This is a genomic window from Paenibacillus sp. Y916, assembly GCF_056786435.1.
In genome coordinates this window covers 21,377-36,976 of sequence record NZ_JBXCJA010000017.1, presented here as the reverse complement: position 1 = coordinate 36,976, position 15,600 = coordinate 21,377, and the positions used below count along the sequence as shown (strand labels likewise).

Below are 15,600 nucleotides of genomic sequence, written 5' to 3'. Positions count from 1 at the left end.
TTTGAAAGGGGATTTACATTATGAAATCCAAGTTATCATTAACATGGAATCTAGAATCTGTTTTTCCAGGTGGGTCATCATCTAAAGAATTTAGCGATTTTTTAGGCAAATTAGACGAAGATGTAAAGCAGATTCAGACAACTATTATGGAAGCGTCTGCTCCTTCTGATATTGAAGGGACCAAAGCGTTCGACGGATTTATTGCAGCATATGCAAGTTGTATAGAGCGGGCTTCTGAAGCTAGTTCTTTCGTCTCTTGTTTGGGAGCTCAAGATCAACAAGATAAGAGGGCCGTGCAATTATCTGGTAAAGTGACAAATTTACAAGCACAGATTCAGAGTGTTAGCGCTGAGTTTGAACATTTGCTACGTAGTACAGAAGATGGAATCTGGAAGCAATGGATGGAGCGGGAGGAGGTTCGTGAACTTTCATTTGTTCTAAGTGAGAGTCGTGAACAGGCCCGGGAGAAGTTAAGTCCAGAACTTGAAAGCCTTGCGCTTGATTTGGCTGTGGATGGATATCATGGGTGGGGTGAATTCTATGATACGATTGTCAGTCATGTGCAAATTCCATTCGATGATAATGGCACAACAGTAATGTTGTCTGCAGGGCAAGCAGCCAACAAACTTCATGATTCGAGTCGAGATACCAGAGAGGCTATGTTCGACAAATGGGAAGAAACGTGGACGAATGCAGAGGACTACTGTGCAGATACATTGAATCACTTGGCAGGCTTCCGTCTTAAATTGTACGATCGTCGTGGCTGGGATGAAATACTTAAGGAACCACTGGCGATTAACCGTATGTCTCAACAAACATTAGATGCGATGTGGAACGTCATTATTGATAACAAGCCTGTGTTTGTAAAGTATTTGGAGCGCAAAGCACAAATTCTTGGTGTGGAGAAATTAAGTTGGGCAGATGTGGAAGCACCGATTGGCACAGTGTCAGGCAAAATTACTTATCAGGAAGCAGCAGAAGAAATCGTCAAGCAGTTCCGTACGTTCAGTCCGAAATTGGCTGAATTCACAGAGATGGCTTTTGATAATGAGTGGATTGAAGCGGAAGATCGTCCTGGTAAACGCCCAGGAGGGTTCTGCACCTCACTTTCTGTAAGTAAAGAAACACGGATATTCATGACTTATGCTGGTACAGCTTCTAACGTATCCACGCTTGCTCACGAGCTTGGCCATGGGTATCATCAGCATGTTATGAATGAATTGCATGTATTGAATCAAAACTATGCGATGAATGTCGCAGAGACGGCATCTACATTTGCTGAGATGATTGTAGCAGATGCATTAGTCAAGGCTGCGGTAGATCCACAGGAGAAGCTTGCTTTGCTGGAAGAGAAGATTCAGAATAGTATCGCTTTTTTTATGAATATTCATTCCCGATTCTTATTCGAAACTCGTTTCTATGATCTTCGCAAGAAAGGTCTTGTCAGTGCTACAGAATTAAGTAAGCTTATGGAAGAGGCGCAGCAAGAAGCTTTCTGTGGAGCATTATCGTCTTATCATCCACATTTCTGGGCGGCAAAGCTCCATTTCTATATCACGGATGTTCCATTCTATAATTTTCCCTATACATTTGGGTACATGTTTAGTACAGGACTTTATGTTCGCGCACAACAGGAAGGTGCATCATTTGCCGAGAAATATGATCTTTTGTTACAGGACACGGGTATGATGACTGTGGAAGAATTGGCACTTAAGCATCTAGGCGTAGATTTGACGGGACCTGAATTCTGGCAAAGTGCTATTGATCTATGTGTCGCCGATGTGAATGAGTTTATGGAGATGACAGAACATTTGGTGTGAGTAGATAGTGAATAAATATAACGCAGAAAAGGATGCCCTCTTTGAAAAAGGATGGCGTCCTTTTCTACTTGATAGTGCACCTAATATTGCTGTCGAATTAGAACGACTTTTAGCTAAAATTATCGTAAAAAAATATCATAATTAATATTTTATAGGGATAAGTACCTAATTATGTATAATTATGTTGATGGTATTTTGGTGACCATCTATAATAAGTCGTAAGCCCTATATCAAGGGCGTGAAAAGGGGAGGGTGGTTTAGTGATCAAGATTGATCAATTATCGTTAGCGCGGCAAATGGACATCGTATTTAAAGAATTAGAACATGAATTAGCTGGATTAACTGCTGGCACTTTGTTTATGCAAATACGCAATAATGTGGTTGGTAAATTTGGAATTCGTCATAATCCAATCGCGGGACGCAATGGTGGGTTCTCATTATCTAATGAGGGACTTAATGCAACACAACAACTATCTTTTAGGAACATGGCAATAGAAAGTCTTAAGTATAAGCATCATTGGACGCACGGGGAGATTAGTTACGACTTCATGTTACGACAGGGGATTCTTATGGTAGATGCTCTTCTTGAATCCAATTACAACATGGCGAATCTAATGATCCGGTATTCGCGTCATACATATCGAGAAGCTTCATCGGACTTATTATAATTATATAGAAATATTTTATTTGTTAATGAATACTGATTGGTCAAAAAAGAACAGAGTCCCCTTAGTTACAAATGTAACTAAGGGGACTCTGTCAATTTTCATTATTGATCTTTAATCATTTGGCGTAATACAGTTTGTAGAATACCACCGTTATGGTAGTAATCAACGTCTACCATACTATCTAATCTCGCAATTACTGTGAAATTGAACGATGTACCATCTTCACGAGTCGCAGTGACGGTAAGCTCTTGACTAGGCTTGATATCATTGCTAACACCAACGATATCGAAGGTTTCACGGCCATTTAATCCAAGAGTAGTCCAGCTAGAACCGTCTTGGAATTGTAGAGGTAGCACACCCATACCTACAAGATTACTACGGTGAATACGCTCATAACTTTCGGCAATAACGGCTTTGACGCCAAGCAGAGTAGTTCCCTTAGCAGCCCAGTCACGCGAACTGCCTGTTCCATATTCTTTTCCAGCAATGACAATAAGATTCTGATTGTGATCTTGGTAGTCCATGGAAGCATCGTAGATAGACATAACTTCATCCGTCAATAGATTCGTCGTTACACCGCCTTCTGTTCCGGGAGCGACTTGGTTACGTATACGGATATTAGCAAAAGTTCCTCTCATCATAACTTCATGGTTACCACGACGGGAACCATAGGAGTTAAAGTCTTTGCGTTCCACATTATGCTCCTTCAAGTAAAGACCAGCAGGGCTAGAAGGTGAAATATTACCTGCTGGAGAGATATGATCCGTTGTAACCGAATCACCTAGAAGAGCTAGAACACGAGCAGAGCGAATATCTTTAATGTCTGTAAGTTCAGGCTCTAGATTCTCGAAGAAAGGAGGGTTCTGAATGTAAGTGGACTTATCGTCCCATTCATACAATTCACCTTCCGGTACAGCAATAGCATTCCAGCGTTCATTGGCTGTAAATACATTCGCATATTTGCGACGGAACATCTCAGGAGTAAGAGACATCTCGATGGCTTCTTTAATCTCAGCTGATGTTGGCCAAATATCTTTTAGATATACAGGTTGATTGTTCTGATCATAACCCAGTGGATCATTGTTCAGATCGATATTGACTGTACCTGCAAGGGCGTAAGCAACAACCAATGGAGGAGATGCTAAATAGTTAGCTTTCACTTGTGCGTGAACACGACCTTCAAAGTTACGGTTACCTGAGAGAACCGCAGCCACAGTTAAATCGTTATCTGTAATAGCTTGGCTTACTTCATCTGGAAGTGGGCCTGAATTACCGATACATGTAGCACATCCGTATCCAGCGAGGTAGAAACCAAGTGCTTCTAGTGATTCCAGTAGTCCGGCTTTCATCAAATATTCGGTAACGACAAGCGAACCTGGTGTCAAGCTGCTCTTCACATAACCTGGTTTCTTGAGACCCCGTTCTACTGCCTTCTTCGCTAGTAGTCCAGCACCTAGCATGACACTTGGATTGGAAGTGTTCGTACAGCTTGTAATTGCAGCAATAACGACTGCTCCCGTTCCAAGTTGACTAACAGAACCGTCAGTGTGTTGAACGCTTATGGTTTGATCAATTTTCTCTTCACTAAGACCATAGCCACCTTTATCAACAGGGGTTCGTATAATTTCATTGAAAGCTTCTTTCATATTGGTCAATTCGATACGGTCCTGTGGACGTTTCGGTCCAGCTAAGCTTGGTACAACAGAAGCCAAATCTAATTCAATGACATCTGAAAACACTGGATCAACAGTATCTTCGGTACGGAACATATCTTGTGCTTTATAATAAGCTTCTACGAGCTCAACCTGTTCATCAGAACGACCTGTATTTCTCAGGTAAGACAGCGTTTCTTTATCAACAGGGAAGTAGCCAATCGTTGCCCCATATTCTGGAGCCATGTTAGCAATCGTTGCACGGTCAGCAAGACTAAGATTGAGTAATCCAGGTCCGAAGAATTCAACGAACTTACCGACAACGCCACTTTTTCGCAAAATTTGTGTCACAGTGAGAGCTAAATCAGTCGCTGTAGCTCCTTCATTCAGACTACCTGTGAGCTTGAATCCAATAACTTCAGGCATGATGAAGTATAGTGGTTGTCCAAGCATACCTGCTTCAGCTTCAATCCCACCTACACCCCATCCTACAATACCGAGACCGTTGATCATTGTTGTATGTGAATCCGTTCCTACTAGGGAATCAGGATAAACAACCGTTTGACCATCAATGACTTTGGTTGCTGCTACAGAGGCAAGGTACTCAAGATTGACTTGATGTACGATTCCTGTTGCTGGTGGAACAGCTCGGAAATTGTTAAATGCCGTTTGAGCCCAACGTAAGAAACGGTAGCGCTCCTCATTACGTTCAAATTCAACTTCCATATTATATTCCAACGCATCTGCTGTCCCGAATGCATCTACCATAACGGAGTGATCAATTACGAGGTCCACAGGTACAAGTGGATTGATCTGCTTAGGATCACCGCCAGCGTTCTTCACGGTGTCTCGCATTGCGGCAAGATCTACTACGACAGGCACGCCTGTGAAATCTTGAAGTACAATTCTTGCTGGAATAAATGGGATTTCATTGTTCTCGTTACCACCCTTATTCCAATCTGCAAGTAATTTAATATGATCTTCTGTAATTGCTCGCCCATCGAATTGGCGGATAGCAGCTTCTAGTAGTACTTTAATGGAATAAGGAAGTGTAGAAATGCTTCCTATACCCTGCTCTTCAAGAGATTGTAGACTGTAGTAACGGTAGTTCTTGCCACCGACTTCTAAATTACGAGCAGTAGAGAAGTGATCCTTTCCTGGCATACGTATTCCTCCTTAGTTATATAAATCTCATTTAACCGTTTCATCAGGTGAAACATAATTTCAAAATTTCAATGTTTTCTTAATTATAACGTTTACAATGAAGAGAGTAAAGGGATATCTGGATCTAATTCCAGCTTTGAATGGTAAATATGACTTGATTAAGGTACTTCATAAGAATTAATGGATAGTGTGAGGTCCACGTTCATATATTGTTATCAATAGGGCGTATATCATTCGGAATAAGGGGAGAATTGATCTTATGGGACAGGTATGGAAGCAGGCATTATACACTTATGTTAATCAATATAATCAAAGTCAGATTGATTGCAGAGCGGAGACGAGACAACAAGTTGTAACGGATGTTACTTATTTAATGGACAAATCTGAGCGAATGAAGAGATTGACGGATTGGTATGAAAAGCGTGAATCTCAACCATTGCGAAGTGAGACACGAGCAAAATTACTACGAATGATACGGGAAACAGGGCAAGAGGTGATCGCTGATATGCAACTTCATACACAAATTCTGTACATGAAGGGAGGAATGAATCATCGTGAAGATACGATACAAAGAGAGCGTCTAACACTGATCCGTGATGGGGAGCAATGGGTAATTGTATCGGTAGAGCAACTGATTATTGAACGTCACCCTGCATCATCAAAGACCATATTGTCGAATGGTGAGGAGATAAAAGATAGTGGGGGAACAGAGTCAGGAATCTACTTGAATTCAAATGTATGGGGGAACGGGGTTGGGAGTCGCCGTCCTACGAAGTATATGCGTGAAGAAGCTGTGGCCTACGCAGATCGTTGGTGGGATTCTGAGAATCCTGAGTTCATAACGTTTGACGTGAATTGTACGAACTATATCTCACAATGTCTCTTTGCAGGGGGGGCTCCAATCCATTATACTGGTAACAGAGCTTCAGGATGGTGGTACAAAGGATATGCCAGTGGTAAAGAGTGGTGGAGTTATAGTTGGGCAGTAGCCAATAGCCTAGAGTATTTGTTAAGTAGCAGTACTTCGGGCTTGAGAGCTGAAGTTGTTGATCGAGCGGAACAATTAATGCTGGGTGATGTAATCATTTATGATTGGGATGGTGATGGAACCTACCAACATAGCACGATTGTAACGGCCTTTGATGCAGGTGGAATGCCGCTGGTTAATGCGCATACAGTAAGCAGCCAACACCGTTATTGGGATTATAAAAATTCTTATGCGTGGCAAGAGAATACTAAATATAGGTTTTTGCATATTCCAGACGTATTTTAAGGTGAAAGATAAATACGAAATTCATTATATTAGGATAGAAAGAGGTTAGGCATGAGTAAATATATAGTAGGTCTTGTATACGGCGGTAAATCCGGAGAACATGAGGTATCATTACAAACAGCTTTCGCGGTGATGAATGCCTTTGATTATAATAAATATGACATTATTCCTTTCTATATCACGAAGCAAGGTGAATGGCGTAAAGGGGAGATTCGACACACTCCTTTTACAGAGATTGAAGATCTTAAGCTTGCCGTAAATTCAGAAGGAACACAGGTTGCGTTAAATGTATTGTTCAGCCGATTAACTGGTGATGAGTCTGCCCACAAGGTCGATCTTATGTTCCCACTTCTTCATGGGACCTTTGGTGAAGACGGTACAATTCAAGGGTTATTCGAAATGGCTAACATGCCTTATGTTGGTGCTGGAGTATTGGCATCTGCAGCAGGGATGGATAAGGTGATTATGAAAAAGTTGTTTGCTGAAGCAGGTTTACCACAATGTGGTTACCGTTATTTCACACGTAATCAATGGAAGCACGAGAGCTATGAACTGATTGTAGGCGTAGAAGATGACTTGGGATATCCATGTTTTGTCAAGCCCGCCAATCTAGGTTCCAGTGTAGGGATATCTAAAGCTAAAGATCGGGAAGAGTTGAAACAGGCGATAGAATTTGCCTTTCGTTATGATATCAAAGTAATTGTTGAGGAATTTGTAGATGCTAGAGAGATTGAAGTGAGTGTGCTTGGGAATGATGAACCTATGGCATCAGTTCCTGGTGAGATTGTATCCTCAAGTGAGTATTATGACTATGCTGCGAAGTATACCGATGGTCAATCCCAAATGCTGATTCCAGCACCTTTGGATTCCGAATTAGCAGATCGAATTACTGAAGCGGCTATTGTCGCATTTCAGGCGATTGAAGGAAATGGTATCAGCCGTGCAGATTTCTTCGTACGTAGATCGGATCAGGCTATTCTTATTAATGAAGTGAACACCATGCCTGGCTTCACACCATACAGTATGTATCCTTTATTATGGCGGGAAACAGGATTAAGTTATGCTGCGCTACTCGATCGTATGATTGAATTGGCATTAGAACGGTACGCCAGTAAACAGGCACTAGATTATAATAACGATTTGTAATCATGTCGTCCTAACTTGAATAGAAGAGGGGAATCACTAATGGGATTTCAGACGGAATTCAATTCAGTATGTAAATTCAAGAATGAACAGGAACTTTACGAATTAATGGAGTATGGGCGTGGTAAAATGGTGAAGAAAGGCTTCCGTGTTTTTCCAACGGGGCAAAAGGTTATAGCGTATACGCCCGATAATCTAGCGATTGCCATCGTTAAAATTGTTGGGTACATCGCTGAGATTAACTTTCAAGGGGAAGAAGTCACGGAAGTGGAGATGGAATTTATTCGTAAGCTGAACGATGAAGAATCTCGTATTCAGACGGATCTAGCATACGAGATGTTCTTTCGGGAACAACAAGAATGATTGTTCGCCTAGGATATGTAGCAATGTCTAAGGTGTTGCATAATGCATCTCCTTCCAAGACGATGACGATGACGAATTTTAATAAGCTAGCAGATCGAGAAGCGGCTCTTCAGAAGCTAGAACAAATTGCACAGATTAATTTGCATAATACACTTCGGCTTCTGAAACATAGTGTCGCTCATGATATTAAGGTATATCGATTTTCATCCAAGCTAATACCATTAGCAACACATTCAGATCTTAAAGATTGGGACCCTATGCCAGCGCTGAAAGATTCATTTGCTGAAGTAGGAGAGTATGTAAAGAGTCATGAGATGAGAGTGTCGTTTCATCCAGACCATTTCACTGTATTAAGCACGCCTCGTAAAGAGGTGTTAATTAACTCTGTACATGATCTGCATCATCATGTGAACATGTTGAATGCAATGGGACTTAATGCTACAGCTAAGAACAACATTCATATAGGCGGAGCATATGGGGACAAGCTTTCTGCGGCGGGTCGGTTTGAAGATCACTTCTTACAACTGAGTCGGGAAATTCAAGAGAGGTTAACCCTTGAGAACGACGATAAGACATTTAATGCTGTAGAGACTTTGGATGTATGCTTGAACTTAGGGCTACCCATGGTTATGGACATTCATCATCAATGGGTGAACAATGAAGGAGAGAAACCATGGGATTTATGGCCAGACATTCTTAAGACATGGCAGAGTGAATTGGCACAAACTGACGTACAAGTAGATAAACCACTGGCACCCAAGATTCATGTGTCCAGTCCTCGAAGTACGACGAATATTAGAAGCCATGCAGATGGTGTGGAAGTATCTGTGTTACTAGAATTTCTGCGGAACATTGCTAGGGATACGCCGTATCTCGATGTTATGATTGAAGCTAAAAGTAAAGATGTTGCGCTGTTTGAGCTTATGCAGGACTTGGAGCAGTTCACATCTGAAGGGGTATCTATTCTGGATGGAGCAAGTATTGAAATCCTTCCGTAAACATCATGAAAGTTAGGGATCAATGATAGTAGCCCTTGAAACATGAGGTAAAATAAGGTACTTTTAAATATGAATACAATGAGACTCGGAAAAAGACGAATCATATTATTATGATAGCGTTATTCGTCCGAATCTTTAAATAGAAAGTAGTTGAGTGCATTGAATCAAAAGGATAAAGTTCCTTATGTTGTGACAAGCAAGGGCCATACTGCTGTTGCTATTAATGCAGCGGCAAAAGCTGGAGAATGGATTAGGAGTAAACTTGGTACAGTGAAAGAATTAAATACCAAATATTCATCTCAAGATCTAGTGACGGAAGTAGATAAGGGTGCAGAACAAATGATTCGCAAACTTATTCTGACTCATTTCCCGGATCATGAGATTCTTGGTGAAGAGGGTGTAGAGCCTGGACCAGAAGCATCTACACAAGCATTACAGGGCTCACTGGATGCGAACTCGGATTATTTATGGATTATAGACCCTGTGGATGGTACTACGAATTATGTGCATGGTTTTCCATTCTTCGCTGTGTCCATTGCTCTTGCTTATAAAGGAGAGGTCATAGTAGGTGTTATTTACGATCCCTCAAAAGATGAGTTATTTGTTGCCGAAAAAGGTAAGGGTGCGTATGTTCATGGAAGCCCCACCAAGGTCTCTCAGGAAATGTCGCTAGGAACAAGTCTTCTTGCAACAGGATTTCCGCCGGATCAGAATTTCGCCTTTCCAGTAAATATGGCAGGTTTACAGCATATAGCTCCTCAAGCTCGTAGTATTCGGGCAGGGGGTTCAGCTGCCTTGCATATGGCGTATGTTGCGGCTGGAAGGCTTAGTGGATTCTGGGAAATTGGACTGAATTCATGGGATTTAGCTGCTGGAGTTCTGTTGGTGAAGGAATCAGGTGGGGAAGTCACGGATACGTTGGGACGTCCTTATGAATTGGGAGTTAGACATGTCGTAGCTAGTAACGGTTATATTCATAATGAACTGATTGAATCATTGAAACAGGCGAAAGCGACAGGACTGACTGTGAAAAGTTAGCAGATGCGTGATTAAGAAACATTCGTTAGAACGGCGTAAAGAGTAAATTCCCTTCAAAAATAAGGGGGTTTACTCTTTTTTATGTATACATGTAATGGTAATATAAACATACCGAGTCCTAAATGATCATCATTGGGTAGCGAGTAATAAAAGAGGGGTTGAAGATTTGCTACAAGTATGGAAAAAGAGGATTTCAGCAGTAAGCGTTAGCTTGATGCTGTCTGTTGTGCTAATGAGCAGTGTTAGTATGTCAACGTCAGTACAGGCACAAAAGGTTGATCCGGAAACGTATCGCATTGTTGCACTTGGTGATTCCCTGACCGCTGGATATGAGCCTGGTATGGATCTCAGTAGTATACCTTATGGGTTCGTAGATAGGCTACATGAACAGGGATTGTTCCATGGTCGGACGCAGACGTTAAACTATGGAATTTTGGGATTAAAAGGAACAGGGTTAGAGAATTACGTAGAAGCAGCAAAGTTGGGTAAGGTGATTACGTCAGATGCGATTCAACCTGGACTTGTTGATCCAAGAGCTGAGCAGTTGGGTGCTTCAGCAGTTCAATTGAAATCTGATCTTGAATCAGCAGATCTCATCACCATTACGATTGGCGGGAATGATCTTGCGATCATTATTACGGAAGCATCAACCTTGGGAAGCGATGAGCTTACTTTAAGAATAGAGCAATTATTAACTTCTTATAAGTCGACGATGACGACGGTGATTGCTGATTTGCATGAATTGAACAAGGATGCACTTATCGTAATAGCTGATCAATATCAGCCTATTCCTAAAGTCGCTAATCAGGCAATGTATCCAAAGTTAATTGAAGCTGCGCAGTTATTTACAGATGTTGTAGAGAAACTTGCTGCGGATTCACAGAGTAAAGGTATCCAAGTGAAAGTTGCTCATATAGCTAAAGAATTTGAGGGTCGTGAGGGGACGATGACCCATATCATGAAGAATCGGGATATTCACCCTAATCAACCGGGATATGCTGCTATAGCTCAAGTGTTCGCAGGAGAAATTTGGGGTGAGCATCGTAAGCCAACGACAATCGATAAAGACTTACCTATGACGATTGTTGTGAAGGGGCAGGAACTGAAGACTCCTTATCAGCCAGTTCTACGTAGTAACCAGAACTTCGTCGCGATCAGGGATATCGTCGATGCTGTCGGCGCAACCTCGGTATGGGATAGTGCATCTTCGAGTGCTACCATTACATATGGTGATCGAACCGTTGTTATTACAATAGGCTCATCAAGTGTTATTGTGGATGGAGAAGCCGTAGCTGTAGATTCACCAGCGTTTCTTAACAAGGTTGGGAACGAGGGTAAGACTTATGTTCCTTTGGCCGTATTGGCAACAGGACTTGGGTTTGATGTACAGTATATCTCCTCGTTAAGAACGGCTTTTATTAATCTTTAAGACAATTCCGTTACCTTCGCTACATCGAACTTGATTCCTTGTTTTCTGTAAGTATGGATTTTGGTTTAAAGGCATCTTTTGCACAATCTAGTCGTGTGAAAGATGCCCTTTTTCGAAATATAAGAAAGTATAAGTTTCACTTGAATCAATTTCATAATCGCCGATGCAGCTAAATCGGGTTGCGTGATTATGAAATTGATTCTTGATACTCTAATCCTTATATTTCCGCTGAAACGGGTGCCGTCCTTGAAAAAGGACGGCGAAGCCGTTTCTACTTGTATAATAAAAGTATCTAATTCAGGAAGGGGTCTACGACAAATCCCACCCTCCTTTTCTCTAAGTCTATACATAGCATTTACGATTTTAGTGTTGTGCCTAAAGATAATATGTTACGTCAAATGGATGGCCTCGTAGATTTTTATTTTGTGCAAGAAGAGTTATAGAATAAGTATTGCCTCGATAATGGTCGCAACGCAAGAGCATTATCGAGAGCATGTTACAGTTAAAAACTTCCACGCCAAATAAGAACTAACGAATTGGCAGATGAATTTGAGTTCAATAAAGATGTAAGAAACAATAGATTATGCTCGAAACAGCGATCGGAAGGACAATCCGTCATCGTAGCGGGCTATATAGAAGGGCGGAGGGAACCATTCTAATGCGAAAATATAAAAGCGCTTTCAACAATGTGGGAATTCATTATAAGGTGATAGGTCTTATATCATTGTTAATGTTAGTAAGTTTTGCGGTCTACATAACGGTTCTAAAAAGTGTATTCAGTATATACGATGAACAAATTTACGAGAAATCATCACAAGTATTGACGATGTCCTCTATCGGAATTGAGAGTCAGCTTAAGGAAATGGAGGAGCTGTCTTTTAAAGTGGTATCGGATGAACAAATACAAAGTTATCTAACGAAGCTTCAGAGTAATAGTTCTGCTTATGAGAAGCTAGTATTACATAAAAAGATTACAGATCGAATCATTGCCTTCGCGGGATCGGAGAAGTACGTATATTCCATGATGGTTATAGATAAAGAGAGGAACGTCATGGTTGCTGGTAATCGTGAGGGCATTCCAGACTCTCTTCAGAATGAGCTTGTTTCGTTGGCTGAAGAATACGATGGGTCGAACGCCTGGATGATGGGGGGAAGAGGGTTCTCATTACTGGCAGTTCGAGAAATTAAATCATTCACGAATGCGACATTCACGTTGGAGAACCTTGGTACACTTGTCTTTCGAGTACGAATTGATCGTATTGTAGACGACCAAGTTCAGGATGCGGGGAATGAAGGGCAATTAATTATTGCGGATGGGAAGGATATCCTCTATCCTGAAGAATCCTTATTAACAGAATCAGAAATAATGATAGAGATGAATAATGATAAACCATATAGTATAGAATCTTATGAACAGGGTAGATATTTCACGGCGAAGTTCCGCTCATCGTATACAGATTGGACCTATTTTCATATCACCCCTTTTCACCACATGTTTGAGCGGATTACGTTCATCAAAACATTTGTAACCGTTATCTTTATCGTGATCTTCGTGGTAGCGATCCTTTTTGGTACGAAGCTCGCACTTAGTATTACTAGACCAATTGATCGTTTGATCAAAAAGATGAGGGTTATTGAGGAAGGCGATCTTGATAGTCTTGAAGAACTTGCTCTGGGGGCAATACCATCCTCACCGCAATCTGAGGTAGGATTACTCCATCGTACCTTCAAAATGATGATTCAACGTATTCGTGAATTGATTAACGAGAATTATACGAAGCAGCTTCTTATCCGTGAGACTGAATTGAAGGCACTTCAAGCGCAAATAAATCCACATTTCTTATACAATACTTTGGAATCTATCAATTGGTTAGCCAAAGTAAACAAACAAGATCAGATTTCTAAGATGGTAGAATCTCTAGGGTTTTTACTGCGGAATTCAATAAGCTTTAGTGAGCAATTGATTCCTCTTAGAAGTGAATTGGACATTGTCATGAGTTATGTGACCATTCAAAGAGAGCGGTTTGAAGAGCGCCTTGATTTTGGTGTGGAGATGGGATCGCATCTTGAGAATGCTCTTATTCCGAAGCTGACGCTTCAGCCACTTGTGGAGAATGCTATCCATTATGCCTTAGAGCCTAATATCGAACCTTGTCGTATTCGGATTATAGTGATGGAAAGAAACGGAGTCGTAACTATCTCTGTGCAAGATAATGGACCAGGAATGAAGCCTGAATTCATTAAGAGCCTATTAGAAGGCAAAATTCAGACCGCTGGAAATGGGATCGGTTTATCTAATATTGAGGAACGGATTAAATTGACCTTTGGAAATGAATGGGGGATCGATATCCAAAGTCAACCTAACATACAGACTTCCATACAAGTGAGAATTCCCTATGTAAAGGAGACAATGTAGATGTATAAAATAATGTTAGTGGATGATGAGCGAATGATACTTGATGGGATATCACAAGTAGTAGATTGGAGAAGCTCTGGTACGGAGCTGATAGATACGGCTAGGAACGGTATTGAAGCTTATGAGAAAATTAGATTGAATCAGCCTGATATTGTGATTAGTGACATATGTATGCCAGGGCTTGATGGGCTTGGTCTAGTGGAGAAAACGTGGTTGAACTTCCCAAGAATACAGTTTATTATGCTGTCTGGATACAAGGATTTCGATTATGCAAGACGTGCTATGCAGTATGGAGTGAAGCATTATTTACTCAAGCCTTGTAATGAGTTTCAGATTCTTGAAGCTATTCATGAGTTGCTTAAAGAACGTGAAGAGCAGAATGAACGAGATGACTTTGTGAATCGTATGAAGCAGGGTCTCAAAAAAGTACTACCACATGTTAAGGAACAGTTCTTGAAGGAATTTATTACGAATAAAACATATGGAACTACCGATGTAGAGTATTATCAGGACTTATTCGAACTACCATTAAACAGTCAATCTGTGAGGATGATTCTATTTCAACTGGATGATACTCATGAATATGAGCATATATTTGCCTTGAAGAATATAGCAGAGGATATACTTAAAAGTGTCCTGCTCAGCACAACGATCGAGGGACATCTATTGATTCTGCTACCAGAAGTAGAACGTGTCGAGACACTCATTCAAGATATTGAAATGGTGCGAATTACTTTTCATAAATTTTACAAGCTGGATATCACGATTGCACTTAGTGAGGCAGATCGAATGGTGAATTCCCGTAAATTATTCCGTGAGATGCTTCAATGTATGAATCACCGATTCTATATTGGTGAAGGAAGCTTGATTATGATGCATGACTTGGCGCTACAAGACCGTGATGTTGCACTTGACCTTAATTATATCGTTGATGAAGAGAAGTTCTGCCTGCTTATCAAATCGGGTAATTTGCAAGAAGTATCCCAAGAAGTAGAGAGATTATTTAGTAATTTAGATGAGATGAGATTAGAAATTGCCTTGACTCGTTCCTATGTTCTTCAACTCTATGCAGCTATGATACGAATTTGTCCGCTTGAAGAAACAAACTCCTTCACCAAGGGGTTGACGGTGCTTACTGAAATAGAAACATTGGCTGGATTGAAGACATATGTATTTGAAGCAGCAAATCAATTGACTGCAGGATACTTTAACAATAATATGAATCGTCAGTCTTCAACGGTAGATAAGATGATCTCTATTATAGAGCATAATTACGGGGATGATGAATTATCTTTAAATGGCGTTGCCAATCAAATTTTATATATGAACCCTGATTATTTAGGAAAGATATTTAAAAAAGTCACAGGGAGTAACTTCTCTCTTTATGTGAATCATTATCGTATTCAACAGGCCTGTGAATATATTCGTTGTAGTGAAGATGTGCGGGTGTTCGAGCTTGCTGATACATTTGGATTCTCGGGAAATTCGCAGTATTTCAGCCAAGTATTCAAGAAATGTGTAGGTATGACTCCAACTGAATTTAAAAAGTCATGCGAATAGAATGTTGAGATAGCATACGAAATGGAAACTCTGTTTTTTTAACCAAGAGGTCTGATTTGTGTATTCAATTCCAAAT

The 15,600-nt window shown here is 40.8% G+C and carries 12 protein-coding genes; 11 read left to right on the top strand and 1 reads right to left on the bottom strand.

Features of this window, described 5'->3' with window-relative positions; genetic code table 11:
* Positions 1 to 20 precede the first annotated feature (20 nt).
* The 3 genes from AC1TO9_RS23115 to AC1TO9_RS23105 all read left to right on the top strand — a co-directional run bounded on the left by AC1TO9_RS23115 (position 21) and on the right by AC1TO9_RS23105 (position 2,488).
* Entirely contained in the window at positions 21 to 1,820 is a 1,800-nt protein-coding gene (locus AC1TO9_RS23115) for a M3 family oligoendopeptidase (protein ID WP_482060641.1), read from the top strand.
* 7 nt (positions 1,821 to 1,827) lie between these two features.
* Positions 1,828 to 1,965, top strand: coding sequence for a hypothetical protein (locus AC1TO9_RS23110; RefSeq protein WP_482057579.1), 138 nt, complete (start codon positions 1,828 to 1,830; stop codon positions 1,963 to 1,965).
* A gap of 115 nt (positions 1,966 to 2,080) precedes the next feature.
* A complete protein-coding gene (locus AC1TO9_RS23105; protein ID WP_482060640.1) occupies positions 2,081 to 2,488 on the top strand; it encodes an O-methyltransferase in 408 nt (135 codons plus the stop codon).
* A gap of 101 nt (positions 2,489 to 2,589) precedes the next feature.
* On the opposite strand, the gene acnA is transcribed toward AC1TO9_RS23105, so the two are convergent.
* Positions 2,590 to 5,304, bottom strand: a complete 2,715-nt coding sequence (acnA, locus tag AC1TO9_RS23100; protein ID WP_482057577.1) for an aconitate hydratase AcnA — start codon at positions 5,302 to 5,304, stop codon at positions 2,590 to 2,592.
* Between the two features lie 259 nt (positions 5,305 to 5,563).
* On the opposite strand from acnA, the gene AC1TO9_RS23095 reads away from it, so the two are divergent.
* From AC1TO9_RS23095 to AC1TO9_RS23060, 8 genes are all read left to right on the top strand, one after another.
* The gene (locus AC1TO9_RS23095) at positions 5,564 to 6,577 is read left to right on the top strand and encodes an amidase domain-containing protein (RefSeq protein ID WP_482057576.1); all 1,014 of its coding nucleotides are present in this window, start codon (positions 5,564 to 5,566) and stop codon (positions 6,575 to 6,577) included.
* Positions 6,578 to 6,628: 51 nt separating this feature from the next.
* A complete protein-coding gene (locus AC1TO9_RS23090; RefSeq protein WP_482057575.1) occupies positions 6,629 to 7,723 on the top strand; it encodes a D-alanine--D-alanine ligase in 1,095 nt (364 codons plus the stop codon).
* A gap of 39 nt (positions 7,724 to 7,762) precedes the next feature.
* Entirely contained in the window at positions 7,763 to 8,083 is a 321-nt protein-coding gene (locus AC1TO9_RS23085) for a hypothetical protein (protein WP_438349173.1), read from the top strand.
* Positions 8,080 to 9,081, top strand: coding sequence for a UV DNA damage repair endonuclease UvsE (gene uvsE, locus AC1TO9_RS23080; RefSeq protein ID WP_482057574.1), 1,002 nt, complete (start codon positions 8,080 to 8,082; stop codon positions 9,079 to 9,081). Before AC1TO9_RS23085 ends, uvsE begins: the two co-directional genes overlap by 4 nt.
* 159 nt (positions 9,082 to 9,240) lie before the next feature.
* On the top strand, positions 9,241 to 10,119 hold the full coding sequence (locus tag AC1TO9_RS23075; RefSeq protein WP_482057573.1) for an inositol monophosphatase family protein: 879 nt from the start codon (positions 9,241 to 9,243) through the stop codon (positions 10,117 to 10,119).
* 166 nt (positions 10,120 to 10,285) lie between these two features.
* Positions 10,286 to 11,548 (top strand): stalk domain-containing protein, encoded by a 1,263-nt coding sequence (locus AC1TO9_RS23070; protein WP_482060639.1) that lies wholly within the window; start codon positions 10,286 to 10,288, stop codon positions 11,546 to 11,548.
* A 658-nt stretch (positions 11,549 to 12,206) separates the two neighbouring features.
* On the top strand, positions 12,207 to 13,964 hold the full coding sequence (locus tag AC1TO9_RS23065) for a sensor histidine kinase (RefSeq protein ID WP_482060638.1): 1,758 nt from the start codon (positions 12,207 to 12,209) through the stop codon (positions 13,962 to 13,964).
* Positions 13,965 to 15,524: a response regulator transcription factor gene (locus tag AC1TO9_RS23060; protein WP_482060637.1), complete on the top strand. Its 1,560-nt coding sequence runs from the start codon at positions 13,965 to 13,967 to the stop codon at positions 15,522 to 15,524. It abuts the gene before it with no gap.
* Positions 15,525 to 15,600: the final 76 nt, after the last annotated feature.